The following is a 26,187-nucleotide window of genomic DNA, read 5'->3' on the forward strand; positions in this document are numbered from 1 at the left end:
CCCCCGCCGGGGGGGGGTGGGGGTTCGCGCCCGCCGGCGCGCCCGCCGCCCCCGCCCCCCCGGGCCGCCCCCGCGCCCCCCCCGCCGGCCCCCCCCCCCCCCCCCCCCCCCCCCAGGCAACTCGTCAGGTCGCGGAACGACCCGGCACGTGCTGGGCAGCGACCGTGCGGACGCGGCGCAGGACCTGCCGCGGAGACGACGACCGCGGGGCCGAGGGCTGAGCGGCCTGCTCGGACAGCCGGGCGATCTCCTCACGCTGCTCCTCGAGCGCTGCCCGCTGGTCCTCGATGAGGCGAGCCTGCTCTTCCACCTGGGCGGCGACCGCTGCCAGCGAGATCTTCGGCGCCGGAGTGAGCCCGAAGGGCGGCCGGTACGCCCCGCCTGCGGTGCGGCCCTTGTCCACGGCCGAGCCCTGGCGGAGCCAGCGGAGCCGGCTGACCAGCGTGGCGGCGTCGACGTCGTCGGCAACGACGCTGGAGACTGCCGCCGGGTAAGAGGTCGCCGCCACCTGCGCGTCGAACTCCGGGTTCTCCCGTCCGGGCGCGAAGACGTGGTCGATGCCGTTCTTGTCGAGGAAGGCGGCGTAGCGGTCGAAGCGCTCCCTCTGCCCCTGGTTGAAACGGGTGAAGTCGGACTCCGCGTACAGCTGAGCGGCGTCGAAGCCCTCCGGCAGCTCGTCCAGCAGCCGGTACGGGATCTCGTGGTAGTCGGCCAGCTCGAGGGTCCGCGAGTCGTGGATGAGGACCGTCGCGGGGGTGCCGCCCAACAGGGCGGCGATGTTGCCGTGGATGCGCGTGCCGAACGAGAAGTGCCGGCGGGAGAGGTGGTCGATCCACGGCACCGGGTCGAGGAAGAACCGCACACGGTCCTCGCGGTACAGGCGGTGGCCACTGTGGATCGGCATCTCCGGGTCCTTGACCTGGGCGGGGTCCTCACCCCACAGGAGCAGCGCCAGCCTGTGGTGCTCCTGGACGATGAGGTCCAGCTCGGGGTACTGCTCGGCGTGCTGCCGGGTGATCTCCGCCATCCGCGTCGCCGACGGGGTGATGTTCAGGGACACCGGGCTCTCCCGCGTCAGCTCCGAGATCTTCTTGGTCACCTCGACGCCCTCGGGACGGACCATCAGCGAGGGGCAGCCGATGACCTCGACGCTCTCCTCCGGGAAACCCAGCTTGCGCAGGTACTGCTGGGTGATCTCCCCTCGGACGCCGATGGACGCCGACCGCTCCAGCACGGCACGCACGAAGCGCGCAGTCACCCGGTCCACGTCACTACCCGTGACCTCCACCTCGCCGGTGGGTGGTAGCTGGGCGCCGATGCCCACCACGGTGACCGGGATGGTGAGCTTCTCGATGAGCTGGGTCAGGCGCCGGAGGTTCTTGAGGAACTGGGGGCGGAAGGCATTGGCCAGCGGGACGACGAAGTGGGAGAACTCCTCGTTCACCCGGGCCACGTAAGCGTCGTCGACGTCGTTGATCTCCGACAGCAGGGAGTTGGACACCACCTCGGTGCCCGGCGTGCTGACCGCGCGGTGCACGGAATCGGTGAAGAGGCGGTTGCCGACGTTGGCACCGAACACCCCCCAGCCGTTGCGGGCCAGCGACGCCTCGGCGGAGACGGGGGCGAGGGGGCCCTTGCCGGACCGGATGAGGATGCGCTTCACGGTGTGGACCTCACAGAACTGGTTGAAGTGGGGACTCGGTGGGGATCGGTTGTCAGGAGTCGGCGGTCGCAACGGCGGGGACGCCGCCGTGTGCCCGCCCGGCCAGGGCGGTCACTGCGTCCCCGAACCGGACGATGGCCGCGGGTCCGGGAGGCCCGAGCAGTTCTCGACGCACCGAGCGGCGACGCTCGGCCGTGGTGTCCGGACGCCGTCCGGTGACGACGTCGATCAGCCCGGTGACGTCGCGGGGGGACGGCGTCAGGATCATGGCCGCCCGCGTGGAGGGGAAGGCGGCGACGAAGTCGTCGGGGTCCTGGCCTGACGTGGCGCAGACACCGACCGGCTTGTCGCTAACGAGGAAGTCAGACAGGACGCTCGAGACGTCGGTCACGAGCCCGTCGGCGACGTTGAAGCAGCTCACCAATGGCAGCGCAGCCGGGGTCACGACGACGTGGGCGCTCTCCGGAAGAAGGCGCACGCGCTCCTCACCGCGGGCGACGGCCTCGGCCTCCACATCCGCTGCGGAGCGGGTGGCGTCCGGCTGCGCTGGCGCTTCAGGCTCCAGGACGGTGGCACCCTCGACGCCTGCAGTCGCGTTCGCGTCCTGCAACAGCGCGACGATCTCCCGGTGCGCGGCCGCCGCTGCCGGATCCCTCCGGCCCGTGTAGGGGTGCGGCCGGTACAGCAGCCGGATCGGCTGCGGGTGTTGCAGCACCGCGCGGACCAGCGCGACACCGTGGGTGGCCACCGACGAGTAGTCCTGGTCACGGTTCCAGCCTTCCCAGGTCGGCGCGTAGAGCAGCGTCGGTACGCCGGGGGCCTGCGCCGGCGCCTGCCGGACGAGATCCACCTGAGGACGGCCGACCTCGACCAGCGCATCGGGCCGCAGGCCCACCGCCGCACGCAGGTAGCGCTCCCGACCGGCGGGTCCGGCCACCCAGACCTCGTCGTAGACCTTGGCGTAGGGGTTGGCCGAGGCGCTCTTGTCGCTGTCGCCGTGACCGATGAAGGCCGATCGCACACCGGGCACGCGCAGCACGTGGATGTTGTTGCCGATGTTCGAGGGGAACAACGCCACCCGGGTCTCGCCGAGGGGCAACGAGAGCAGGTCGGTGGTCCCGGGGACGCACAGCGCCGGTACCCGGGTCGGCGGGAGCGCCGCGAGGGCCGCGCGGTTGCGCAGGAGGACCACCGCCGAGCACGGCAGCCGCTCCAGCGTCGGCAGCCAGACGGCCACCTCGTGCACGGCCTCCCGGCCGTCCCCACCGTAGAGGACCACCGTCGGGCGCTCCGCGCGAAGGAAACGGCGCATGCCGGCGAGGACGGCGACCCGGCTGCTGCGGGCCCGCCACGCCGCCCGTCCCCACCGGGCTGCCACGGTCAGCGCGACGACGACACCGGCAGCCACCCCGGCTGCGACGGCCACGGGCCGGTCCGGCCAGAGCAGGGCCGGCACGTACAGGCACAGCTCGGGGAGCACCGGCACCAGCCACGGTGATGGCCGTCGCAGCGGCGGAACCGACCCCACGCCCGGCACCCCACGGGAGGCTGGGTGGCGGCGAAGCCCCTCCAAGCGCGCGTCTGCCGTGTCCGTGACAACGGCGACCGTGGTGACCACGGCCGCCGCCACGGCGACCGTCACCACGGTGCCGTCGGGCCACGCGGTCGCTCCGATGGCGAGGACGACGACGGCGCGCAGGGGGGCCAGATGGCTCAGCACCGGCCCAACGCCGGCGTCGCCCTCGCCGGGTCGTGACCTCACCCAGCCCTCGAGGACGCTCGCGATGACCACACCCACCAGGACGCCGGCCTCCGACCCGGCCCAGGCGGCTGCAGCGAGGAGGCCCACGAGAAGGGTGTGCACCACCAGCAGCCCGACAGGCGGGCGGGTCAACACCATAAGTCGCTTCAGGACGGAGCTCACGGGGACAGCCCACTGTCCGCTCGGTAGCGCGCGATGACCTCGTCGATCGGCCCGTCAGCCAGTAGTTCGCCCTTGCTCAGATAGAGCCCTCGGGTGCAGAAGCGCCGCAGCTCCCCCTCCCGGTGGGACACCACGAACAACGTCGTCCCGCGGTTGCGGAGGCGCTTGATCCGCCGGTAGCACTTCTTGCGGAAGGCCGCATCGCCCACCGCCAGCACCTCGTCCACGAGCAGGATGGGTTCCTCCAGGCGGGACATGACCGAGAACGCGACGCGGACCTTCATGCCGCTGGAGAGGTGCTTGTACGGCGTGTCGAGGAACTCACGGATCTCGGCGAAGTCCACGATCTCGTCGAACTTCTCGTCGATCCGGGCCTTGCTCATCCCGTGCAGCCCGGCCGTCAGCCGGATGTTCTCCTGCACGGTGAGGTCCCCGACGAAGCCGCCGGTGATCTCGATCAGCGGAGCCACGCCGCCACGAACCCGCACCTGGCCCTCGTCGGGCAGGAGGACCCCGGCCAGGAGCTTGAGAAGCGTCGACTTGCCCTGGCCGTTCGCCCCGACCAGACCGATGGACTCACCCGGGGCCACGTCGAAGGTCACGTCCCGCAGTGCCCAGAACGAGCGGACGTCGTTGCCTCGGCTGCCCTTGAAGAGGAGGTCCCGCGCGCTGCGGTGCCGTCGCCCGGTCGAGAACCTGATCCCCGCACCGCGCACCGAGATGATCGGCGTCTCCATCGGTCAGATCTCCTTGAGGACGGTCCGCTCCAGCCGGGCGAAGACCAGCCAGCCGAGGCAGAGCAGCAGCACCGACGTCCCTGCCGAGCAGACGACGTAGAACCAGTCGAGCTGCCCCGGGAAGAACGCCGCCCGGTACAGCGAGAAGATCCCCACCAAGGGGTTGAGGGCGAAGACCCCGCTGTAGGCCTCCGGGATGTCCACGGCCCCGTAGATCACGGGGGTGACGTAGAACCAGAGCCTCAAGACTATGCGAACCACGCGCTCGAGGTCGCGCACGAGCACCACGAGCGGCGCCAGGAGCAAGCCCAGTCCGGCGAGCAGCACCGCCTGGAGCAGCACCGCCAGCGGCGCGAACAGCACCTGCCAGTGGAGCCCGGCGCCGTAGCCGATGGCGAAGACAGCCAGCACCGGCAGGCTGAAGAGGAACTCGATCCCCTTCGAGGCGACCAGGCGCAGGACCCAGACCTCACGCCGGACGTTCGTGGAGCGCACGAGCTTCTCGTCGGCCCGCAACGCCCGCGCCGTGTCGGTGACCGCCCCGTTGAACCAGGTCCACGGCAAGAGCCCGGCCAGCAGGAAGACGATGTACGGCTCCTCGCCCACCGTCCGCTCGAAGATCGACGTGAAGACGAACCAGTAGACCGCCGCCATGAGCAGCGGGTCGAGCACCGACCACAGCCAACCGAGCAGCGAGCCGGCGTACCTGACCTTGAGGTCCCGCACCACCAGCAGCCGGAACACCGGTCGTGCGTGCCACACCCCACGGATCCGCCCCGACTCGGCCTGCAGGGCCCCACCGGCCATCATGCGTCGCCGCGGGGCCGCAGCACGGCGTCGACGAGCCGCTGGGATGCCTGGCCGTCCTCGAGGTCGAGGTAGTCAGCCCGGAACCGCTCGCGGGCGGCGGCGTGCCGGGTGCGCAGGGCCTGCAGGTCCCCGAGAACATCGACGACCTCGGCCGTCGAGGACACCAGCGGGCCGGGAGCGGTGGGCTCGTAGTCGAACAGCCAGCCGCGTGCCTTGTCCTTGTAGAGCTCCAGGTCCGGCACCAGGAACACCATCGGCTTGCCGGTCAGGGCGTAGTCGAACCGCAGGGACGAGTAGTCGAGTATCGCGGCGTCCGAGGCGAGGACGAGATCGGTGATCTCGGGGTGGTCGGTCACGTCGATGACGTTGGCGCGACGGGCCGTGCGGGAGGCGAGCCGCGCGTTCATCGCGTGCCCACGGACGAGCAGGACGGTGTCCGGCCCCACGGCCCGCGAGAACTCGTCGACGTCGAGGAAGTCCACCATCTTGGACTTGAACTCCGACATCGACAGGTTGTCCCGGTACGTGGGGGCGTAGAGCACCGCCCGCTGGTGGTCGGCGATGCCCAGAGCCGCCCGGGTCCGGGAACGCGCCTCGGCGGCGAACTCGTCGACGAGGACGTCGTTGCGCGGGTAGCCGATCTCCAGCACCTCACCCTCCAACCCGAAGGCCTCGCGGAGCAGCGGGGTCGCGTAGCGAGCCGGGGAGACCACGTAGTCCCAGTCGCGCATGCGCTGGTCGAAGGACTCCACCCGGTGCCGGGCGTACCCGGACTTCGCCCAGTACGGCCGGCCCATCAGCTTGAACGGGTAGCCGTGGAAGGTCTGGACGAAGACCTGTCCCGGCCGCTTCGTCGTGAAGTCGGGCTGGTGGACGTTGTCGAAGACGTACCGGGCGCTGCCCAGCAGCTCGTAGAACTGGGCGCTGTCGCGGAGCACGGGCACCCCGCCGGCCGGGACCGGCACCGAGTGGTCCTTGACCACCCAGTACAGCGTCAGGTCGGTGCCCCGCCGCACCAGCTCTCGGTGGATGCCCAGGCCGTTGCAGGAGGTGTTCTCCCCGTAGAAGGACCGGAACAGCACCGCATCCTGCCGCGGCGCGAGGGGCGCAGTGCGGTGCAGTTCCTTCAACCGCCGCTGGTTGCGCGCGCCGATCTCGTCGTCTGCCAGCGGGGGGATGACGATGAGGGTGATCTCGCCCTTCGGCGACCGCTCCAGACGGGCCCGTAGGCGCGGTGTCCGGACAGCCAGCGGGAACTGCGCGACTGCGGGCTCGGAGACCACCTGTGCCACCGGCCACGTCCGCTGCTCGTCGTCCCGGTCGACGGTGCGGGCCACGAGGGTGTAGCGGCCCTCCGCCAGCGGCAGCTCCCCGACGCCCCAGCGGTCGGCGCGCAGCGGCAGGCGTCCGACCACGCCGTCGGCAGTCCGCTCGACAGTGCCGGGGATCTCGCCGGTGGGCGTGCGCCAAGCCAGGACGAGGGGGTCGTCGGTCGACGCCCGCCCCTCGATGACGAGGTGCTCGCCCTCCACCCGCCACGAGTGCACGTCGAGGACGGTGCCGCCCTGGACCAGGGTCACGTTCCCGGCGCGGGTGCGGCGGAACAGGACGTCCTCGGCAGCGCCCGGCTCCGCGTCACGCGGCAGGTCGCCCCAGCCGAGGGTGTGCGTACCGGAGGGGGTCCGCCCGCGCAGCGTCCAGAAACGCGGCTGCCCGGTCCGCTTCGGCAAGGTGAACGTGGCGGTGCAGCGACCTCCGGTCCACGGGCTCATCCGCCCGACGACCGTGACCCCCTTGCGGGTCGCCGTCATCTCGGAGAGGGAGGAGCCGTCGTGGGTGGCCAGCTCCAGGGTCACCTGGTCCCCAGCGCTCCGCGCAGCCAGGACCCGGACGAGCGGCTTGTGGGTGTGCAGACAGAAGACCCCGCGGTCGACCCGCAGGCTCGTCCGTCCGACGGTCCCCTGGTCCCGTGCCGGGAGCTGGCCCGCCGAGCTCCAGCCGTTCACGTTGGTGACGGCGCCCTCGCGGACCACGCCTGCCGTCTCGACCCGGGCCCACAGCTGCCAGGTCGCCGTCTCACCGGAGGCCAGCGACGGCAGGGTCGTGACGTCGAAGGTCGCGGTGAACCCGGCCGGACGCAGGTCCGCCCACTGGTGCCCGCTGACCCGGGAGACGTCCTCGACCGGGGTCGACTCCACCGGCACGGGGACGACCTGCGTGCCGTCCTCCGACCGGAGGGACAGCTCCACCGCCGTGGTGTGGTCCCCCAGGTCGACTGTGGCGACGTAGGCCCAGCCCCCGAGCTGGAGGACCCGGTCGTCGAGCCAGCGAGCCTCCCGAACCGCCGACACCAGCGGGGTCTGCGCGGGACCGAGCTCGTTCCACCCTGCGGGCCACTCGGCACCGGGGTCGTCGTGCAGGGGCAGGGCGACGGTGACGCGGCCGTCCGCCACGGCCGTCGGCCAGGCGTTGAGCACCAGCCCGCCTGCGGCCAGGTACCGCTCGGCGCGCTCGCGGTCGTCCTGGAGGACGAGGTGGTAGAGCGCGCGAGCCTGGGCGTAGATGTCGCCCCACACGTCGTCGGGGACGACCTCGAAGAGTCGCCGGACGCCGTCGACGAGGATCTTCCAGTAGTCGTCGCTCGCCGAGCCGATCTGGGCCAGGGACAACCGGAAGTCGTTGGCGAGCAGCTGCCGCGACCGGGTCTGCAGCACCTCGAGGGAGGCGTGGTCCCGCAGCGCCTGCAGGCTGGCGAAGGCGGCACCAAAGCGCTCGCGCAGGTCGTTGTCGGTGGCCACCTGCTGCGAGATCGAGGACCTGTCCTCGCGGACCCGCCAGTCGTAGAGGACGTCGGGCAGGACGTCGAACGCCGATGCCTTGGCGTAGGCCTCGGCCGAGACGGCCTGGTCCTCGTAGAGGACCCCCTCCTGGAAGCGCAGGCCGGCCGCGTCCCAGAAGGACCGGCGATAGACCTTGCTCCAGGCGACGGCGTTGACCAGGACGCCGGGGAACTCCTCGAGGGTCACCCTCGGCCGCGCCTCGGCGTGCACCTCGCGGATCCACTCGCCCGCCGGCCAGGTGGTCTCGCTGTTCATGCGCCGGTAGCACATGACCGCGAAGTCCGATCCCGTGCGACGCAGCGATCGCATCACCGTGCTGATCGCCCGACGGGCGAGGCGGTCGTCGGAGTCCACGAAGGCCAGGTACTCACCCGTGGCGGCGGCGATGCCGGTGTTGCGCGCGCTGCTCAGGCCACCGTTGGGCTGCTGCACGATCCGGATGCGACGGTCCCGGCGACGAGCCCGCTCGGCAACGGCCAGGCTCCCGTCCGTGGACCCGTCGTCCACGACGACGATCTCGATGTTGCGGTAGGTCTGGTGCGAGATGCTCCACAGGCACGAGCCCAGATAGGGCTCGACGTTGTAGACCGGCACCACGATGCTCACCTTGGGCGCCCGCGTCAGCGGCGCCGTTCCCAGCGTGCGGACGGACAGGTCGAGCGCGCGCCGCACGGCTGCCTGCCGCTTGGGCGACAGGGCGCGGGCGGCCGATCGGACCATGCTCATCGAGAAACTCCTCGTAGACCCCGTGGTGGTCGGTTCGCGCGAACCGGCGTGTTCAGCGCCGGGAACGCCCGGCAGGACGGTGCCCGAAGGCGAAGCCACTGCCCCAGCTGAGGTGGATGGTGGCGAGGACGGCCGGCAGCCACGCCCGCGCCTTCCAGTTCAGGCCGCGTCCCTCGACGAGGGAGGCGAGCAGCACGCCGCCGCTGTAGACGGTCGGGGCCAGCCAGCCCCACTGGAGGGCGGACCGGCCGGTCACCGAGCCCACCGCCCCGGCCGCCGTCCCCACGAGGATGGCCGCGGTGACGGCCGGCGGCGCCAGGTAGCGGGGCCGGATGGAATCCGGGTGCTGCCGCATGACCTCGCGACGCCAGCGGCCGGTGTGGAAGAACTGCCGCACCAGCTCGGTCCAGGACGAGCGCGGGCGGTAGGTGACCGCCAGGTCCGGGGAGAACCACACCACGCCGCCGGACTGCCGGATGCGGTGGTTGAGCTCCCAGTCCTGCGCGCGGTGGTAGTGCTCATCGAAGCCCCCGAGGCGCTCGAGCACCTCCCGGCGGAACACGCCCAGGTAGACGGAGTCGGCCGGGCCCTCCGTCCCGCCGACGTGGAAGCTGCCGCCCCCGAGGCCGACCTTGGACGCGTAGGCGCGGGCGACCGCCTGCTCGAAACCGGTCTCGCCGACAGCGAGCATCAGGCCGCCCACGTTGGCCGCGCCGGTCTCCTCGAGCAGGCACACCGCCCGCTGCAGGTACCCCGGCAGCAGGATCCCGTGGCCGTCGACGCGGGCGACGATCCCGTGGCTGGACGCCTGGACGGCGACGTTGAGTCCGGCCGGGGTCTTCCCGCTCGGGTTGCGCACGAGCTTGATCCGCGGGTCGGCCGCCGCGAGCTCACGCGCGATCCGGTCGGTGTCGTCCCGGGACGGGCCCAGGGCGATGACCAGCTCGACCTCGCCGCCGTACTCCTGCGCCAGGATCTCGGCGACGCTCGTGGCCAGGTGCCGGGACTCGTTGAGGACCGGCATGATGACCGAGACCGACGGCCACGCTCGCTCGGCGGTGACGGTCATCCACTCGCGCGGGTGACCGTCGGACGCGGGCACGTATGTCTCTGTCATGGCACTGTGACTCTAAGTTCCGCGACGGTCCGGATCCGCGCTCCCCCGTCGATTCGTCGACATGTGCCAGCCGCGACACGCCACTGGAGTCACACCCGGCACGCGGAGCGCACCCGGCAGCCGACGGGAGGGACGGACCACTCCGTCCAGGCGTCAGAGGAGCCGGTTGGTGGCCGCCCACCGGGTGAGTTCGTTGCGGTTGGACAGCTGCAGCTTGCGCAGCACGTTGGACGCGTGGGACTCGACGGTCTTCACCGAGATGAACAGCCGCGAGCCGATCTCCCGGTAGGTGTAGCCGCGGGCGAGCAGCTGCATGACCTCCCGCTCCCGGGCGCTGAGCAGGTCCAGGCCCGGGTCGGTCGCCGGGTCCTCCGACGGCGCGGGCGCCGACGCCGAGGTCGCGGCGAACGCGTCGAGCACGAACCCGGCCAGCCGCGGGCTGAACACCACGTCGCCCTCGGCGACCCGGTTCACCGCGGCGAGCAGGTCGGGGCCGGAGATGGTCTTGGTGACGTAACCGCGGGCGCCGGCGCGGATGACCGCGATGACGTCCTCGGCGGCGTCGGACACCGACAGCGCCAGCCAGCGCACCGAGGGCAGCTCCGGCCGCAGCGCCTCGAGCACCGCGTGGCCGCCACCCCCGGGGAGGTGCACGTCGAGCAGGACGACGTCGGGCACCGTGGCCCGGATGCCCTCGATGGCCTCCGGGACGTCGGCCGCCTCGCCCACGATGGCCACCGCGTCACCCAGCTCGGTGCGCACGCCCGACCGGACCATCGCGTGGTCGTCGACGAGGAAGACGCGCGGTCCGGCCTGCCCCGTCACGCGGCCTCCCTCGGCATCAGCATCTCCACCTCGGTCCCCTCCCCCGGCGCGGACCGCACGGTCGCGGTCCCACCCACCCGGGACAGCCGGCCGGTCACCGAGTCGCGCAGGCCGCGCCGGTCGGTCGGCACCGTCGCCGGGTCGAACCCGGCGCCACGGTCACGGACGAAGACCGACACCTGCGCCGGGGTCACCTCCGTGTACAGGTCCGCCGACGTCGCGCCGGAGTGCTTGGCCGCGTTCACCAGGGCCTCCTTGGTCGCGGCACCGAGCGCGGCCAGCGCGTCGTCGACCGGGGCGTCGCCGACGACCACCGACTCCACGGTCAGCGCGTGGTCGGCCTCGACGTCGGCGACCACCTCCGACACCAGCGCGGCCCACGTCCCCTCGGTGGACTTCTCCGGCTCGTAGAGCCAGGTCCGCAGCTCGCGTTCCTGGCTGCGGGCCAGCCGGGCGACGGCCTTGGGGTCCTCGGCGTGCCGCTGGATCAACGCGAGTGTCTGCAGCACCGAGTCGTGCAGGTGGGCGGCGACGGCGGCCCGCTCCTCGGAGCGGACACGGGCGGTGCGCTCGGCCTCGCGGGAAGCCAGCAACCGGCGCCACAGCGGCGCGGTGGCCAGCGCGATCCCGACCAGGATCACCAGTGTCGCGGCGAAGCCGTTGCGGGCGTTGGCCAGCTGGCCGGTGGTGGCCAGCAGCAGCACGAGGCCGACGACGCCGAGGGCGATGCCGCCGGCCAGCACCCACGGCACCCCGGGGCGGGCCAGCGTGCGGTCGGTGTCGAGCTGCCGCCAGATGACCGCCAGCCCGGCGCCGACCAGGACCAGCGGGACGACCAGGTCGCTGTTGCCCCAGGTGGCCAGGTTGGTGACCAGGACCAGCGCGCCGAACCCGAGGAGGGTCAACCCGAGGGCCTGCCGGCGGCTGGGCTCGGTGCCCGGCGCGGGTGCCTCGGGCACCGCGTCGACGTCGGCGACCGGCATGAAGAACCACAGCAGCCCGTAGGCGATGACGCCGATGCCGGTGACGGCGAGGACGACGAAGCCGATCCGGACGACGAGCGGGTCCAGCCGAAGGTGGACCGCCGTCCCCGCGGCGACGCCGGCGAGCAGCCGCCCGGAGCGCGGGCGCGCCAGCTGCGGGCGCTGTGGCACCAGCGCGGTCGTCGTCACGCTGACGATCGTCGCACCGCGGGGGGCCGCCTCACACCGGTGATCACCCTGGAGTACCGGACCAGGGTCGATTGGGGGCGTTCCCTGATGTCCGGGGACGGCGTCGCGGCGCAGGCTCTCCGGCATGACCTCCGTACCGCCTCCTCCCCCCGCACCCCCCGCTCCCCCGCCGTACGAGCCGCCGGCCGCGGACCACCCCCCGGCCGGCACGACGGTCCGCCCGGCCCTGCAGCGCAGCCGGACCGACAAGGTCATCGGCGGTGTCTCCGGCGGCCTCGCCGAGTACAGCGGCATCGACCCGCTGCTGTGGCGGGTCGGCTTCGTCGCCCTCGCGCTGGCCGGCCCCGGCATCCCGGTCTACCTGCTGCTGTGGCTGTTCATGCCGGCCGGGCCCGGCGGCACCGGGCTGGTCCGGCGAGACCGCGACCGGGCCCCGGCGGGCCCGCGCTCGCCGGTCCCGGGGGTGACCCTGGCCGGCCTGCTCATCGTCGTCGGCACCCTGGTCCTGATCAGCCGGTTCACCGACTGGTCCATCGGTCCCCGGTGGGTCCTCGGATCGGGCCTGCTGGTCGTCGGGCTCGGCCTGATCGCCGCGGCCTTCACCGGCGGGCGCCGGGCCAAGGGCGGCCTGGTCGTCCTCGGCGCGGTCCTCTCCCTGGCGCTGCTGGCGGCCGCGGCCGAACCGTGGCGCAACGTGGAGAGCGGCATCGGCGACCGCACGTACCGCCCGGCCAGCGCCGACCAGGTGCGTCCGGAGTACCACCTCGGTGTCGGTGACGCGACCCTGGACCTGTCCGGCATCGACCTCGCCGACCGGACCGTCCCGGTCACCACGCGGGTCGACGCCGGGGTCGGGGACGTCGACGTCCTCATCCCCCGCTCGGCCGACGTCCGGGTCCAGGTCGAGAGCGGCATCGGCAACGTCGACGTCTTCGACGAGGGCGCGGCCGACGGCTACCACGCCGGGACCGGGACGGCGTCCTGGACCAACGACGGCGACCCCGAGATCGTGCTGACCATCAACGCCGGCATCGGCGACGTGGAGGTGGACCGTGCCTGACTACAGCGAGTTCCCGACGACGCCCACCGCCTGGCAGGAGCACGCCTGGGGTGACGTCACCCCGGTCGCGCCGCTGCCGGTCGAGGACCCGCCGCAGCCCCAGCGCCGGGGCGTGGACCTCACCGCCCTCGTCCCGGGCGTGGTGTTCGTCCTCCTGGCCATCTCGGTGATGGCCGGCGCGGCCTTCCCCTTCGACCTCTTCGACGACGGCGGGCTGTTGTGGCTGCTGCTCATCGGAGCCGGGGTGACCCTGCTGCTCAGCGAGGTCCGGAAGGCCCGCCGCAGGAGGAGCTGACCGCGCGGGGGACGGAGAGGACGAGAGGGCCCGGGGAGCGAACCGCTCCCCGGGCCCTCTCGCGCTGTCCCGGGTGTGACCAGGACCGATGCCGGAGCCACGATCCCGGCTCGATGGAGTGACACGTGTCATTTCCGTAGGTGATTGGACGACTCCACTCCGTATCCTCGCCGCGTTCCGCCCACGCCTGGGGTCGTCCGGCACCAGGTGACAGGACCCGGCGCCCTCCCACGGGGCCGGGCTAGCAGAGAGCGCCACACCCATGCGCACCCGACTCCGCCGACTGTTGTCGGTACTCGCCCTGACGGTGGCGGCCTCGGTCGTCTCCATCCCCGGGGCGCAGGCCGCGTCCGCCTCCTGGGGCCAGTGGCACTCCGTTGCCATCTCCGCCTCCGCCCCCAAGGCCACCTACACCTACGTCCTGAGGTCGGCGGCGACGGCCCGGTTCGTGCTCGGTGACCTCGGCGCCGACTACGCCCTCACGCTGTTCGACGGCTCGTGGCGCACCGTCGCCACCAGCAACCGGGCGGGACGCAACGCCGAGGAGATCATCCGCCCGCTGAAGGCGGGGACCTACCACGCCGTGGTGACCTCGCCGGCCAAGAAGTACACGAGCGCCCGGTTCAGCGTCCGCGGGCAGGTCATCTCCGGCGTCGCGCTGCTCTCCAGCTCCGGACGCGTCCTCCCGGACGGGCGGTTCCTCCTCGCGGCCGACCTCTACAACACGACCTCCGTGCCGCAGGACTGGCGGGCCGACCTGAAGTTCTACGACCGGAACGGCGGGTTCCTCGAGTCGCGTCAGCTCGACGACTGGTCCGGTGCCGTGATGCCCCGGTCGCACGGCTTCGCCGGGGCGGGACTGGCCAACTGGTACGTGAACCCGCCGCCGAGGGGCTGGACGAGCTACCGGATCACCAACGTCCGGGCGTGGCCGAAGGAGTGCTCCCCGACCGCGAAGATGCCGGTCACCAGGTTCGCCGCGAGGACCGACCCCGCCAACAGCGGGCGGACCATCTGGTCCGGGCTGGTCGGGAACAGGGACCGGAGGATGCACACGGCGCAGATCGCCATCGCGAACTTCAACGCGCGGGCCGACATCCTGACCGCGACGGGCAACTACCGCGGGTCGGTCGTGGGAGGCGAGGCGGTCAGCTGGTCGTTCGGTGACTACCGGGTCAGCGGGGCCACCACGCTGACGCTCATCACCGCGCAGGCGTACTCCTCCGGCTGCTGGTAGGACTGACGACCGGCGGTCGACAGCGAGAGGGCCCGGGGAGCGATCCGCTCCCCGGGCCCTCTGCCGTCTACTCCCACTCGATGGTGCCCGGCGGCTTGCTGGTCACGTCGAGGACGACCCGGTTGACCTCGGGCACCTCGTTGGTGATGCGCGTGGAGATCCGCGCCAGGACGTCGTAGGGCAGGCGGGTCCAGTCGGCGGTCATCGCGTCCTCGCTGGACACCGGCCGCAGCACGACCGGGTGGCCGTAGGTGCGCCCGTCCCCCTGGACCCCCACCGAGCGGACGTCGGCCAGCAGCACCACCGGGCACTGCCAGATCTCCCGGTCCAGGTTCGCCGCGGTCAGCTCTGCCCGGGCGATCGCGTCGGCCTTCCGCAGCACGTCGAGCCGCTCCCGGGTGACCTCGCCGACGATCCGGATGCCCAGCCCCGGACCCGGGAACGGCTGCCGCCAGACCAGCGACTCGGGCAGCCCCAGCTGCAGACCCACCTCCCGCACCTCGTCCTTGAACAGCGTGCGCAGCGGCTCGACGAGGGTGAAGGTGAGGTCCTCGGGCAGGCCGCCGACGTTGTGGTGGCTCTTGATGTTCGCCGTCCCCGTGCCGCCGCCGGACTCGACGACGTCGGGGTAGAGCGTCCCCTGCACGAGGAAGTCGACGGTCTCCCCGTGTGCCTGCGCATCGGCGACGACGTCGGTCGCGGCCTGCTCGAAGACCCGGATGAACTCCCGGCCGATGATCTTCCGCTTCTGCTCCGGGTCGCTCACCCCGGCCAGGGCGTCGAGGAACTGGTCGCGGGCGTCGACCACCCGCAGGTCGGCGCCGGTGACGGCGACGAAGTCCCGCTCGATCTGCTCGGTCTCGCCCTCGCGCATCAGCCCGTGGTCGACGTAGACGCAGGTCAGCCGGTCCCCGATGGCCCGCTGCACCAGCGCCGCGGCGACCGCGGAGTCGACCCCGCCGGACAGCGCGCACAGCGCCCGCCGGTCGCCGATCTGCGCGCGGACCCGCTCCACCTGCTCCTCGACGACGTTGGCCATCGTCCAGGTCGGCTCGAGGCCGGCGATGTCGAACAGGAAGTGCTCGAGCACCGTCTGCCCGTGCGCGGTGTGCCGGACCTCGGGGTGGAACTGGACGCCGGCGAGCTTGCGGTCGACGTCCTCGAAGGCGGCGACCGGCGCCCCGGTGGACGTCGCGGTGACGGTGAACCCGGGCGGCGCGGCACTGACCGCGTCCCCGTGGCTCATCCACACCGACTGCTCCACCGGCAGGGTCCCGAACACGCGCGACTGCGTGGTTACCGTCAGCGGTGTCCCGCCGTACTCGCGGTCCCCGGTGCGGGCGACGGTGCCGCCCAGGCTCTGCGCCATGGCCTGGAAGCCGTAGCAGATGCCGAACGCCGGCACCCCCGACTCGAACAGCGTGGGGTCCACCTGCGGGGCCTCGGGCGCGTAGACGCTGGACGGCCCGCCGGAGAGGACGATCGCCGCGGGCTTGCGGGCGACGATCTCCTCCGCCGGGACGTCGGAGGGGACGATCTCGGAGTAGACCCCCGCCTCCCGGATCCGCCGGGCGATCAGCTGGGCGTACTGGGCGCCGAAGTCGACGACGAGGACGGTGGGGAACTCCATCAGTCGTCCTGCTGGGGCTGGTGGCCGCCGATGACGAGGTCCACCCGCTGGAACTCCTTGAGGTCCCGGTAGCCGGTCTTGGCCATCGTCCGCCGCAGCGCGCCGAACAGGTTGGTCCGCCCGTCCGCGGTGCGCGCCTCGCCGAGCAGGACGTCGTGCAGGGACCCGGCGGGCGCGACCGGCGCGGAGGTCCCGCCCCGGGGCAGCCGCGGGTGGGCGGCCACCGAGTCCCACCAGATGCCGCCGCCGGGCGCCTCCGCCGCGGCGCGCAGCGGCTCACCGACCTGGACGGCGTCCGCCCCGCAGGCCAGCGCGCGGGCGATCGCCCCGCTGGTCTCGATCCGCCCGTTGGCGATGACGTGCACGTAGCGGCCGCCGGTCTCGTCCAGGTAGTCCCGGCGGGCCGCGGCGGCGTCGGTGATCGCGCTGGCCAGCGGCACCCGGATGCCCATGACGGTGTCGGTGGTGGAGTAGGTGTCGGCGCCCACGCCCACGATCACCCCGGCCGCCCCGGTGCGCATGAGGTGCAGCGCGGTCTGGTAGTTGGCCGCCCCGCCGACGATCACCGGGACGTCGAGGTCGGCGATGAAGTCCTTGAGGTTGAGCGCGTCGCCGGAGGTGGTGACGTGCTCGGCGGAGACGATCGTGCCCTGGATGACCAGCAGGTCCACCCCGGCGGCGAGCACGGTCGGGGCCAGCTGGAGCGTGTGCTGCGGGGAGACGCGCACCGCCGTCGTCACCCCGGAGTCGCGGATCTCCTTCACCCGGGCGGTGACCAGGTCCGGCTTGACCGGCTCGGCGTAGACCTCCTGCAGGAGCGCCACCGGCGGGGCGCCGTCCCCTGCGGCGTCACGCAGCCGCCGGTACACCGGGGTGGGGTCGTCGTAGCGGGTCCACAGCCCCTCGGCGTTGAGCACGCCCAGGCCGCCGGCCTGCCCGATCGCGATCGCGGTGGCCGGGCTGACCACCGCGTCGGAGGGGCTGGCCACCAGCGGGATCTCGAACCGGAAGGCGTCGATCTGCCAGGCGGTGGAGACGTCGTCCATGTCCCGGGTGCGCCGGGACGGGACGATGGAGACCTCGTCGAGGTCGTAGCCGCGGCGGGCGAAGCGGTTGAGCCCGATCTCGACGGTGTCGCGCACGTTCATCGTCAGCGCCCCCGGTAGTTCGGTGCCTCGACCGTCATCTGGATGTCGTGCGGGTGGCTCTCCACCAGGCCGGCCGAGGTGATCCGCGTCAGCTGCCCGCGCTCCTGCAGGTCGGCGATCGAGGCCGCGCCCGCGTAGCCCATCGAGGCGCGCAGGCCGCCGACGAGCTGGTGGGCCACGCCGGCCAGCGGGCCGCGGTAGGGCACCTGACCCTCGATGCCCTCGGGGACGAGCTTGTCGTCGGAGAGGACGTCGTCGGCGAAGTAGCGGTCCCGGCTGTAGGACTGGTTCCCGCGCTTCTGCATCGCGCCCAGCGACCCCATGCCGCGGTAGGTCTTGAACTGCTTGCCGTTGACGAACACGAGGTCGCCGGGCGCCTCCTCGACGCCCGCGAACAGCCCGCCGATCATCACGGTGTCCGCGCCGGCGACCAGCGCCTTGGCGATGTCCCCGGAGTACTGCAGCCCGCCGTCGGCGATGACCGGGACCCCGGCGGGGCGGGCGGCCAGCGCCGCCTCGTAGACGGCGGTGACCTGCGGGACGCCGACGCCGGCGACCACCCGGGTGGTGCAGATGGAGCCGGGGCCGACGCCGACCTTGACCGCGTCCACCCCGGCGTCGATGAGCGCCTGCGCGCCGGCGCGGGTGGCGACGTTGCCGCCGACGATCTGCACGCCCTGCTCGCCGGAGCCGAAGTCGGCGCGGACCCGCGCCACCATGTCCAGCACCGCCCGCTGGTGGCCGTGCGCGGTGTCGACGACGAGCACGTCCACGCCGGCGTCGACCAGCAGGCCGGCCCGCTTGTAGGCGTCCTCGCCCACGCCGACCGCGGCGGCGACCACGAGGCGGCCGTCGGCGTCCTTGGTCGCGAGCGGGTACTGGTCGCGCTTGACGAAGTCCTTGACGGTGATCAGCCCGCGCAGCCGGCCCGCGTCGTCGACCAGCGGCAGCTTCTCGACCTTGTGCTGGGACAGCAGCTGCAGCGCGGTGTCGGCGTCGACCCCCACCGGGGCGGTGATCAGCGGCATCGGCGTCATGACGTCGCGGACGAGGCGGTGCTTGTCGGTCTCGAACCGCATGTCGCGGTTGGTGCAGATGCCGACCAGCACGCCGTCGTCGTCCACCACGGGCGCACCGGAGATGCGGTACCGGGCCGAGAGCGCGTCGAGCTCGGCGAGGGTGTTGTCCGGGGAGGCGGTCACCGGGTTGGTGACCATGCCGGCCTCGGAGCGCTTGACCAGGTCGACCTGGCCGGCCTGCTCCTCGGCGGCGAGGTTGCGGTGCAGGACGCCGACACCGCCGACGCGGGCCATGGCGATCGCCATCCGCGCCTCGGTCACCGTGTCCATCGCGCTGGAGAGCAGCGGCACCGCCAGCCGGATGCCGCGGGTCAGCCGGCTGCTGGTGTCCACCTCGGCCGGGACGACGTCGGACGCCCCCGGGATCAGCAGGACGTCGTCGTAGGTCAGGCCGAGCGGGGCGAACTTCGCCGGCAGCTCGGGGACGAACTCGTCGGGCCGCATGGATGCCGCCACCCCTCCGGATCGGCCGGCACCCTCTCCTGGGCGCGCGGGGAGCCTCCTCTCGATCGTAGGCGGCGGCCTTCCGCCCTCGATGTGATCCCCGTCGGGCCACTACCGTGGGGGACGCGGGCGAGCTCGCGAGCCCGCGCAGAGAGCAGAGCAGTACGAACGAACGCGGCGACGAGCGCCAGCGAGGAGCAAGCGTGAGTACGTGGGACGACGCTTCCGGGCCCGACTTCGGGCCCGCCGACCAGCCAGGTCCGCCGCCGCTGACCATGGAGGAGCGGGCCGGCGTCCTGGACGACCTCGCGGAGCTGGAGGTGTTCCGGACCCTGCTGGAGCCGACCGGCATCAAGGGCATCGTCGTCGACTGCCCGGACTGCGACGAGGAGCACCACGTCGACTGGGCGCTGATGCAGGCCAACCTGCGGCAGCTGCTCGAGGAGGGGCAGACCGGCCGGCACGAGCCGCCCTTCGACCCCGACCCCGACGACTACGTCAGCTGGGACTACGCCAGCGGCTACGCCGACGGGATCGCCGCGATGGCCGAGCGCGAGGAGCCCGGCGGGTCCGGCCGCGCCGGCAAGCACGCCCGCGACGAGTGAGTGCCCGTCGTCCTCCCGGACGACACCGCGGCCAGGTGCCCCGGACGGGCCTCGGAGAGCCCACCCGGCCGCTCGTCGCGGAGGCCTCCGGCCTCTCCTCCTCCCGGCCACCACGACCAGGCAGCGTGCCGGTCGGTGCCCCCGCCTCGCCGACGCACCGACCCCTCCCCTCCCGGCGGGATCAGCCGTCACACCGACGCGCCCCGCGTCCCCGTCCGGCCGTCGTCCCGTTGCTACGAACGCCTCGGTCCCGCTCGGGACCGCACGGCTGAGCCCGGGGGCACCCCTCCGTCGCGACGTCGGCCACCGGACGACAGTGCGGGGAGAGGGGTCGGGGCATGGGTCTGCGGCGAGCAGCGGCGGTCGTGGTCGGCCTCGCCCTGGCACTGGTCCTCGCCGGGCTCCCGGCAGCCGTCCCGGCATCGGCCGCGGGCGGCACGTTCCGGGACGTCTCTCCCGGCACGCAGTTCGCCGCCGACATCGACTGGTTGGTCGCCCAAGGGATCACCGGTGGCTACGCGGACGACACCTACCGGCCGACGGCCCCCGTGACGCGGCAGGCCATGGCGCTCTTCCTCCACCGGTTCTCCCACCCACGCGCGGGGACACCGCAGTGCGACCCCGGCGAACCGGGTCCCTTCCCCGACGTCCCCGCCGATGCGCAGGCATGCGGGGCGATTCGGTGGCTGGTCGGGGTCAGGGTGACCGGCGGCTACGCGGATGGCAGGTTCAAGCCTGCCGCTGCGGTGACCCGACAGGCGATGGCCCTGTTCCTGTACCGGCTCAGCCACGGCAGCGCTCCCGCTCCCCCGTGCACGAGCTCCCCGTTCACGGACATCGCCGCCTCTGATGCCGCGTGTGGAGCGATCCGTTGGCTCGTCGATGGGCGGGTCACGACGGGCTTCGCCGACGGCGGCTTCCACCCGCTGGCCCCCGTCACCCGCGGCGCGATGGCCGCCTTCCTGCACCGCTACTGGACCGTGTTGAACGCTGACCTCGGGGCCGACATCTCGTACCCGCAGTGCCCGGCCTCACGGCCCACCGGGCAGGCCTTCGCAGTCGTGGGGGTCAACGGCGGAAACGCCAACTCCACCAACCCCTGCCTGGCCGGTCAGCTGAACTGGGCCGCCGGCTCCACCGGCGGCACGGCACAGCCCACTGTGCAGCTGTACGTCAACACGGGCAATCCGGGCGCTGTCAGTCCGCTCCCCGCGTCGTGGCCTACGACCGGTTCCAGCCCCTACGGCACCTGCGACGGAGGCAACTCAGCCGCCTGCTCGTACGTCTACGGCCGCGCCCGCGCGACCGACGACGTCCTGAACCGCGGCGTCAGCCAGCCAACGCGGTACGTGTGGTGGCTCGATGTCGAGACGGTCAACTCGTGGGACCTGAGCAACGGCACCGCCGGCCAGGCGCGTAATGTCGCTGCGCTGGAGGGGATGGTCGACTACTTCCGCGAGGCCGGGGTGGCAGGAGTGGGGTTGTACTCCACCAGCTATCAGTGGGGCCTCATCGCCGGTTCGACCGTGGGACCGGACAGTCCGCTCAACGCCCTCCCGAGTTGGATCGCTGGGACGGCGGACGTCACCTCCGCCTGGCGCAACTGCAGCCGGCCCCCACTGACGAGGGGCGGTCAGGTGGTCCTCGCCCAGTTCATCGCGGGCGGGTTCGACCGCAACCACTCCTGCACCTGAGCGTCCCCCGGACACGACGGGAGCCCCCGGTGCGCGCACCGGGGGCTCTCGTCGTCGCGGTCCGGGACCGCGGCGCTACTGCATCATGCCGCGGCGGAAGCCCGTGGCCACCGCCTCGGCGCGGTCCTTGGCGCCCAGCTTGCGGAACAGCCGGCGGGCGTGGGTCTTGATGGTGTCCTCGGACAGGTAGAGCTCACGGCCGATCTGGGCGTTGCTCTTGCCCTGGCTCATGCCCGTGAGCACCTGCATCTCGCGCATCGACAGGGTGACCGCAGCGGGCTCGCGGACCGTGGAGCGGACCGTCGTCGGGCTCGCCCCGGCCAGCGGGGTGGCGCCGTTCCACGACGGCGCACCGCTGGGCGCGCCGACCGACGCGAGCGGGACCGGCTGGTGCGGGAACGCCGGCACCGGGCCGCGCCCGTCGACCCGGAGGCCGACGCGGGACAGGCCCAGGCCCATCTCCAGGGCGGTGGCGTCCCAGCGCAGGTAGCCCCGCGCGCCGACGGCGACCGCGGCCCGGACGGTCTCGGCGTCGTCGGGCGCGCCGAGCACGAGGACGGGCAGCTTCGGGTGGGCGCGCAGCGCCTGGGTGGCGACGGTCAGCCCCGAGTCGACGGCCCGCTGGGTGCCGATCAGCAGGACGTCGGGCATCCGGGTGGCCAGCCGGGACATGAGGGCCGCGGCGTCACCGACGACCTCCACCCGGCCGACGAACGGCAGTGCCACCAGCCGGCCCGCGATGTCGTCGCGGACCCGCCGCCGCTCGTCGTAGACCCACACGGTCGTCGTGCCGTGGCCCGGACCGCGCATCCTGTCGTCGATCACGCCTGCTCCTACGCTCCCCCGGCGGTGCCGCCGGGTCCCACCGCCCGGTTCCCCCGGCCGGGTGTGCTCGGGCAGGAGCTCCCCGCCCGGGGACCCACCGCCGTCGCTCCGGTCGTGTCCGACGCTGCGGACGGGTGTCCCACGCCGGAGTTCGGCACGACCTGCAGCCACCTTGATCGACCAGGGGGCGGGACGACAGCGGCTCTCACCCAGCGGGGGGAGACGGGAGCCGCGAAAATGCGGGGTCACGGTGTGTTTGACCCACGGACACGTCGGGCACCGGCCCCCATGCAGCCGGACCGCCCCCTCCGGCTCGCGCCGAGCCGAGGAGGACCTGAGATGGCCGACATCCGCCGCCTGCCCACTCCCGTCGCCGAGGTGTGGGACTGGCAGCTGCACGGAGCCTGCCGAGGTGAGAGCACGGCCCTGTTCTTCCACCCGGACGGTGAGCGCGGTCCGGCCCGGGCCCGTCGCCAGGCGGCCGCCAAGGCCGTCTGCAGCCGCTGCCCCGTCATCGACGCCTGCCTCAAGCACGCGCTGGCCGTCCGCGAGCCCTACGGCGTGTGGGGCGGCATGAGCGAGGAGGAGCGGGCCCGGCTGATCGCCGCGGAGCCCGCCGCCGTCGCCGCGGGGGTCTGACACCCCGCCACACACCCGAACGCCGAGAGGCCCGGTCCAGCAGCTGCTGGACCGGCCCTCTCGGCGTGTGCGGGGGCCGCACTGCGGGGACGGCGTCGGGACGGCGTCCGCCCCCGCGGCGCGGCGTCCTCCCCCACGGCAGACGGTGAGGGAGGACGCGCGATGATCAGGTCACCTGGTCGTCGCCGCCGGGGACCACCTCAGTGGGCGTGCCCGTGGCCGTGCGAGTGACCGTGCGTGTGGTGCCCGGCACCGGCGTGGTCGTGCTCCTCCTCGGGAGCCTCGACGACGGCGGAGTCGGTGGTCAGCACCATCGCGGCGATCGACACGGCGTTGTTGAGCGCGGCCTTGGTGACCTTGACCGGGTCGATGACGCCCTGGGCGGCCAGGTCGCCGAACTCACCGGTGGCGGCGTTGAAGCCCGACCCCTGGCCGGCCTCGCGCACCTTGGCCACGACGACGCGGCCCTCGAAGCCGGCGTTCTCGGCGATCCGCACCAGCGGGGCGTCCAGCGCCGCGCGGACGGCACGGGCACCGGTCAGCTGGTCGCCGGACAGGTCGAGGGACTCGATCGCCGCGGCCGCGTGGACCAGCGCCGAGCCACCACCGGGGACGACGCCCTCCTCCACCGCGGCGCGGGTGGCGGCGATGGCGTCCTCGATGCGGTGCTTCTTCTCCTTCATCTCGACCTCGGTGGCCGCACCGACGCGGATGACGCCGATGCCGCCGGCCAGCTTGGCCAGCCGCTCCTGCAGCTTCTCGCGGTCCCAGTCGGAGTCGGTGGCCTCGATCTCGCGGCGGATCTGCGCCACGCGGTCGCCGATGGCCTCGCGGGTGCCGCCGCCGTCGACGATCGTGGTGTTGTCCTTGTCGACGACGACCCGGCGGGCGGTGCCGAGCACCTCGAGGCCGACCTGGTCGAGCTTGAGGCCGACGTCCTCGCTGACCACCTGGCCGCCGGTGACGACGGCGAGGTCGGTCATGAACGCCTTGCGTCGGTCGCCGAAGTAGGGCGACTTCACGGCGACGACCTTGATCGTCTTGCGGATGGAGTTCACGACGAGGGTGGACAGCGCCTCGCCCTCGACGTCCTCGGCCACGATGAGCAGCGGACGGCCGCCGGTCGAGAGGACCTTCTCCAGCAGCGGCAGCAGGTCGGCCAGCGCACCGATCTTGCCCTGCACCAGCAGGACGAGGGCGTCGTCGAGGACGGCCTCCATCGCCTCCTGGTCGGTGACGAAGTAGGGCGAGAGGTAGCCCTTGTCGAACTGCACGCCCTCGGTGACGTCCAGCTCGGTGGAGAGGGTGTTGCTCTCCTCGACGGTGATGACGCCGTCCTTGCCCACCTTCTCCATGGCCTCGCTGATGAGCTGGCCGACCTCGGCGTCCTGGGCGGAGATGGTGGCGACGCCGGCGATGGCCTGCTGGTCGGAGACCGGGATCGCGGCCTCGTCGAGGGCCTTCGACACCGCGTCGGCGGCCGCCCGCATGCCGGCGCCCAGCGCCATCGGGCCGGCGCCCGCGGCGACGTTGCGCATGCCCTCCTTGACCAGGGCCTGGGCCAGCACGGTCGCGGTGGTCGTGCCGTCGCCGGCGACGTCGTTGGTCTTGGTGGCGACGTTCTTGGCCAGCTGGGCGCCGAGGTTCTCGTACGGGTCCTCGAGCTCGATCTCACGGGCGATGGTGACGCCGTCGTTGGTGATGGTCGGCGCGCCGAACTTCTTGTCGAGGACGACGTTGCGCCCGCGGGGGCCGAGGGTCACCTTGACCGTGTCGGCGAGCTTGTCGACACCGCGCTCGAGTGCGCGGCGGGCGTCCTCGTTGAACTTGATGATCTTGGCCATGGGCCCTTCCGATCTCGGGTGGTGCGGGACCGACGACGACCGCCCCGGGACCCGGTCAGATGCGGGTCGCCGGGGCGGTCGTGGTGGAGCTGGTCAGCTCAGGAGACGCGGAGAGGTCACTTCTCCACGACGGCGAGCAGGTCACGCGCGGAGAGGACCAGGTACTCCTCACCGGCGTACTTGACCTCGGTGCCCCCGTACTTCGAGTAGATGACCACGTCGCCCACGTTGACGTCGAGCGGGACGCGGTTGCCGTTGTCGTCGATGCGACCGGGGCCCACGGCGATGACCGTGCCCTCCTGCGGCTTCTCCTTGGCGGTGTCCGGGATGACCAGACCGGAGGCGGTGGTGGTCTCGGCCTCGTTGGCCTGGACCACGACGCGGTCCTCCAGCGGCTTGATGGTGACCTTGGTAGCGGTCGTCACGTCGGCGACGCCCCCTTCGGTGTCGGACGGCTGGTGGGTGCTGATGATGTGGCACGGTGCGGAGGGCCTGCCGTCGCGGGGATCAGGCACCTGCCCGTGTCGATTGGCACTCTACCCACGAGAGTGCCAGCCACTCAACCGGGTCCCCGGACCGGGCGACCGGCCCGTGCGTCACGCTGGCACCGTGCCCGCCGAGTCAGCCGCCGACGCGCTCACCCAGCTCAGGTGGTTGCAGACCGCCGAGGGGCAGGCGGCCGTGGCCCGCGCGACGGGGTTGCTCGCCGAGGGGGCCGACCTGCTGACCGGGCTCGGTCGGCTCCGCGCGGAGGTGGGGCCCGCGCACGCCGGGCCGGCGTGGGAGCTGGCGCGGCTGCGCGCCCGCGCGCGGCCGGCGTTCGGCCCGGACGCCGACGTCCTGTTCCTCACCGCCGACACCCTCGAGCAGGCCGGCCGGCCCGCGCTGGCTACCCGCCGGGCGACCCGGTTGCTGGCCGGCAGCGTCACCGCGGCCGACCTGGGCTGCGCCTCGGGCACCGACACGGTCGCGCTCGCGCGGGCCGGCGCAGTGGTCGTCGCCGTCGACCGGGACCCGCTGGCCCGGGAGCTGACCGCCGCCAACGCCGCGGCCCTCGGGGTGGCCGACCGGGTGACCGTGCTCGACGCCGACGTCGTCGACCTCGTGGCCGCGGCCGGCGGGGGCGCGGTGGCCGGGTGCGGCGCCGCCGTCCTGGACCCCGCCCGGCGGGCCGGCGGACGGCGGCAGCTGGACCCCGACCGCTGGTCGCCGCCGTGGTCGACCGTCGCCACGCTGCTGGACCGCGTGCCACGCGCGGTGGTGAAGGTGGCGCCCGGGCTGGACCACGAGCGGGTGCCACCCGGGGTGGAGGCCGAGTGGGTGTCGGCGGGCGGCTCGATCGTCGAGGCGCTGCTGTGGGGGCGCGGGCTGTCGGCGACCTGGCGGCGGGCGTCCCTGGTGCACGAGGGCGAGGTGCTGGAGCTGACCGCCGACGCCGACCCGGGACCAGCCCCCGCGGGCCCGGTGCGGGGCTGGTTACACGAGCCCGACCCCGCGGTGATCCGGTCGGGTCTGGTCGCGCTGGTGGCCGCGGGCCTCGGCGCCACGCTGGTCGACCCGACGATCGCCTACCTGACCTCCGACGCGCCGGCCGGCTCCCCGTGGGTCGCCTCGTACCGGGTCGACGAGGTGCTGCCGTTCAACCTGAAGAGGCTCAAGGCCCTGCTGCGGTCGCGCGGCGTGGGCCGGGTCGTGGTGAAGAAGCGCGGCTCGGCGATCGAGCCCGAGCAGCTGGCCCGGCAGCTGCGCGGCCCGGGTGCGGGGTCGGCGGTCGTCGTCGTCACGCGGGTCGCCGGACGGCCCACCGCCCTCGTCTGCGACGTCCCCGGGGTGGCCCCGTCCGGAGGCTCGCCGCGAGCGTGCGAGCGGTGAG

21 protein-coding genes are annotated in these 26,187 nt (G+C 73.1%); 7 read left to right on the plus strand and 14 right to left on the minus strand.

What is annotated here, in order from left to right; genetic code table 11:
- Nucleotides 1-124: 124 nt before the first annotated feature.
- From ACI79I_RS13625 to ACI79I_RS13660, 8 genes are all read right to left on the minus strand, one after another.
- Nucleotides 125-1,663 carry a polysaccharide pyruvyl transferase family protein gene (locus ACI79I_RS13625; RefSeq protein WP_456992874.1) on the minus strand — a complete coding sequence of 513 codons (1,539 nt, stop codon included), beginning with the start codon at nt 1,661-1,663 and terminating at the stop codon, nt 125-127.
- Between the two features lie 52 nt (nt 1,664-1,715).
- Nucleotides 1,716-3,587, minus strand: coding sequence for a hypothetical protein (locus tag ACI79I_RS13630; RefSeq protein ID WP_456992875.1), 1,872 nt, complete (start codon nt 3,585-3,587; stop codon nt 1,716-1,718).
- Nucleotides 3,584-4,324 (minus strand): ABC transporter ATP-binding protein, encoded by a 741-nt coding sequence (locus ACI79I_RS13635; RefSeq protein WP_456992876.1) that lies wholly within the window; start codon nt 4,322-4,324, stop codon nt 3,584-3,586. Before ACI79I_RS13635 ends, ACI79I_RS13630 begins: the two co-directional genes overlap by 4 nt.
- Before the next feature lie 3 nt (nt 4,325-4,327).
- Entirely contained in the window at nt 4,328-5,068 is a 741-nt protein-coding gene (locus tag ACI79I_RS13640) for an ABC transporter permease (protein WP_456992877.1), read from the minus strand.
- 62 nt (nt 5,069-5,130) lie between these two features.
- Nucleotides 5,131-8,700: a bifunctional glycosyltransferase/CDP-glycerol:glycerophosphate glycerophosphotransferase gene (locus ACI79I_RS13645; protein ID WP_456992878.1), complete on the minus strand. Its 3,570-nt coding sequence runs from the start codon at nt 8,698-8,700 to the stop codon at nt 5,131-5,133.
- A 52-nt stretch (nt 8,701-8,752) separates the two neighbouring features.
- On the minus strand, nt 8,753-9,817 hold the full coding sequence (locus ACI79I_RS13650; protein WP_456992879.1) for a glycosyltransferase family 2 protein: 1,065 nt from the start codon (nt 9,815-9,817) through the stop codon (nt 8,753-8,755).
- Between the two features lie 153 nt (nt 9,818-9,970).
- Complete coding sequence (locus ACI79I_RS13655; protein ID WP_456992880.1) at nt 9,971-10,642, minus strand: response regulator; 672 nt, start codon at nt 10,640-10,642, stop codon at nt 9,971-9,973.
- Nucleotides 10,639-11,814 (minus strand): ATP-binding protein, encoded by a 1,176-nt coding sequence (locus ACI79I_RS13660; protein ID WP_456992882.1) that lies wholly within the window; start codon nt 11,812-11,814, stop codon nt 10,639-10,641. The genes ACI79I_RS13655 and ACI79I_RS13660 overlap by 4 nt, the downstream gene beginning before the upstream one ends.
- Nucleotides 11,815-11,938: 124 nt before the next feature.
- Here ACI79I_RS13660 and ACI79I_RS13665 point away from each other — a divergent pair, with 124 nt between their 5' ends.
- The 3 genes from ACI79I_RS13665 to ACI79I_RS13675 all read left to right on the plus strand — a co-directional run bounded on the left by ACI79I_RS13665 (nt 11,939) and on the right by ACI79I_RS13675 (nt 14,406).
- Nucleotides 11,939-12,874, plus strand: coding sequence for a PspC domain-containing protein (locus ACI79I_RS13665; RefSeq protein ID WP_456992883.1), 936 nt, complete (start codon nt 11,939-11,941; stop codon nt 12,872-12,874).
- Entirely contained in the window at nt 12,867-13,169 is a 303-nt protein-coding gene (locus tag ACI79I_RS13670; protein WP_456992884.1) for a hypothetical protein, read from the plus strand. Before ACI79I_RS13665 ends, ACI79I_RS13670 begins: the two co-directional genes overlap by 8 nt.
- 262 nt (nt 13,170-13,431) lie before the next feature.
- A complete protein-coding gene (locus ACI79I_RS13675; RefSeq protein ID WP_456992886.1) occupies nt 13,432-14,406 on the plus strand; it encodes a hypothetical protein in 975 nt (324 codons plus the stop codon).
- A gap of 67 nt (nt 14,407-14,473) precedes the next feature.
- Here the strand turns inward: ACI79I_RS13675 and guaA are convergent, their stop codons facing one another.
- Genes guaA through guaB form a run of 3 tightly spaced genes read right to left on the minus strand, consistent with a single transcriptional unit; the run spans nt 14,474 to nt 18,707 of the window.
- The gene (guaA, locus tag ACI79I_RS13680; protein WP_456992887.1) at nt 14,474-16,036 is read right to left on the minus strand and encodes a glutamine-hydrolyzing GMP synthase; all 1,563 of its coding nucleotides are present in this window, start codon (nt 16,034-16,036) and stop codon (nt 14,474-14,476) included.
- Nucleotides 16,036-17,184: a GuaB3 family IMP dehydrogenase-related protein gene (locus tag ACI79I_RS13685; protein WP_456992888.1), complete on the minus strand. Its 1,149-nt coding sequence runs from the start codon at nt 17,182-17,184 to the stop codon at nt 16,036-16,038. Before ACI79I_RS13685 ends, guaA begins: the two co-directional genes overlap by 1 nt.
- A gap of 2 nt (nt 17,185-17,186) precedes the next feature.
- Nucleotides 17,187-18,707 carry an IMP dehydrogenase gene (guaB, locus tag ACI79I_RS13690; protein ID WP_456992889.1) on the minus strand — a complete coding sequence of 507 codons (1,521 nt, stop codon included), beginning with the start codon at nt 18,705-18,707 and terminating at the stop codon, nt 17,187-17,189.
- A 203-nt stretch (nt 18,708-18,910) separates the two neighbouring features.
- On the opposite strand from guaB, the gene ACI79I_RS13695 reads away from it, so the two are divergent.
- Both ACI79I_RS13695 and ACI79I_RS13700 read left to right on the plus strand, forming a co-directional pair.
- Nucleotides 18,911-19,312 carry a DUF5319 family protein gene (locus tag ACI79I_RS13695; RefSeq protein ID WP_456992890.1) on the plus strand — a complete coding sequence of 134 codons (402 nt, stop codon included), beginning with the start codon at nt 18,911-18,913 and terminating at the stop codon, nt 19,310-19,312.
- A 365-nt stretch (nt 19,313-19,677) separates the two neighbouring features.
- The gene (locus ACI79I_RS13700; protein WP_456992891.1) at nt 19,678-21,006 is read left to right on the plus strand and encodes an S-layer homology domain-containing protein; all 1,329 of its coding nucleotides are present in this window, start codon (nt 19,678-19,680) and stop codon (nt 21,004-21,006) included.
- 75 nt (nt 21,007-21,081) lie between these two features.
- On the opposite strand, the gene ACI79I_RS13705 is transcribed toward ACI79I_RS13700, so the two are convergent.
- Complete coding sequence (locus ACI79I_RS13705; RefSeq protein ID WP_456992892.1) at nt 21,082-21,831, minus strand: response regulator transcription factor; 750 nt, start codon at nt 21,829-21,831, stop codon at nt 21,082-21,084.
- 339 nt (nt 21,832-22,170) lie between these two features.
- Between ACI79I_RS13705 and ACI79I_RS13710 the strand changes: the two genes are divergently transcribed.
- Nucleotides 22,171-22,470, plus strand: a complete 300-nt coding sequence (locus ACI79I_RS13710) for a WhiB family transcriptional regulator (RefSeq protein WP_456909005.1) — start codon at nt 22,171-22,173, stop codon at nt 22,468-22,470.
- Nucleotides 22,471-22,670: 200 nt separating this feature from the next.
- On the opposite strand, the gene groL is transcribed toward ACI79I_RS13710, so the two are convergent.
- Entirely contained in the window at nt 22,671-24,314 is a 1,644-nt protein-coding gene (groL, locus tag ACI79I_RS13715) for a chaperonin GroEL (RefSeq protein WP_456992893.1), read from the minus strand.
- A 116-nt stretch (nt 24,315-24,430) separates the two neighbouring features.
- Nucleotides 24,431-24,739, minus strand: a complete 309-nt coding sequence (gene groES / locus ACI79I_RS13720) for a co-chaperone GroES (protein WP_089402145.1) — start codon at nt 24,737-24,739, stop codon at nt 24,431-24,433.
- 184 nt (nt 24,740-24,923) lie between these two features.
- On the opposite strand from groES, the gene ACI79I_RS13725 reads away from it, so the two are divergent.
- Entirely contained in the window at nt 24,924-26,186 is a 1,263-nt protein-coding gene (locus ACI79I_RS13725; RefSeq protein WP_456992894.1) for a THUMP-like domain-containing protein, read from the plus strand.
- Nucleotide 26,187 lies beyond the last annotated feature (1 nt).

Source organism: Geodermatophilus sp. SYSU D01105, assembly GCF_054050095.1.

Excerpts from the sequence above, each read along its gene's own strand:
- ACI79I_RS13710 (WP_456909005.1), top strand. The coding sequence starts at position 22,171 with ATGGCCGACATCCGCCGCCTGCCCACTCCCGTCGCCGAGGTGTGGGAC.
- ACI79I_RS13685 (WP_456992888.1), bottom strand. The coding sequence starts at position 17,184 with ATGAACGTGCGCGACACCGTCGAGATCGGGCTCAACCGCTTCGCCCGC.
- groL (WP_456992893.1), bottom strand. The coding sequence starts at position 24,314 with ATGGCCAAGATCATCAAGTTCAACGAGGACGCCCGCCGCGCACTCGAG.
- ACI79I_RS13645 (WP_456992878.1), bottom strand. The coding sequence starts at position 8,700 with ATGAGCATGGTCCGATCGGCCGCCCGCGCCCTGTCGCCCAAGCGGCAG.
- guaB (WP_456992889.1), bottom strand. The coding sequence starts at position 18,707 with ATGCGGCCCGACGAGTTCGTCCCCGAGCTGCCGGCGAAGTTCGCCCCG.
- guaA (WP_456992887.1), bottom strand. The coding sequence starts at position 16,036 with ATGGAGTTCCCCACCGTCCTCGTCGTCGACTTCGGCGCCCAGTACGCC.
- ACI79I_RS13650 (WP_456992879.1), bottom strand. The coding sequence starts at position 9,817 with ATGACAGAGACATACGTGCCCGCGTCCGACGGTCACCCGCGCGAGTGG.
- ACI79I_RS13675 (WP_456992886.1), top strand. The coding sequence starts at position 13,432 with ATGCGCACCCGACTCCGCCGACTGTTGTCGGTACTCGCCCTGACGGTG.
- ACI79I_RS13665 (WP_456992883.1), top strand. The coding sequence starts at position 11,939 with ATGACCTCCGTACCGCCTCCTCCCCCCGCACCCCCCGCTCCCCCGCCG.
- ACI79I_RS13635 (WP_456992876.1), bottom strand. The coding sequence starts at position 4,324 with ATGGAGACGCCGATCATCTCGGTGCGCGGTGCGGGGATCAGGTTCTCG.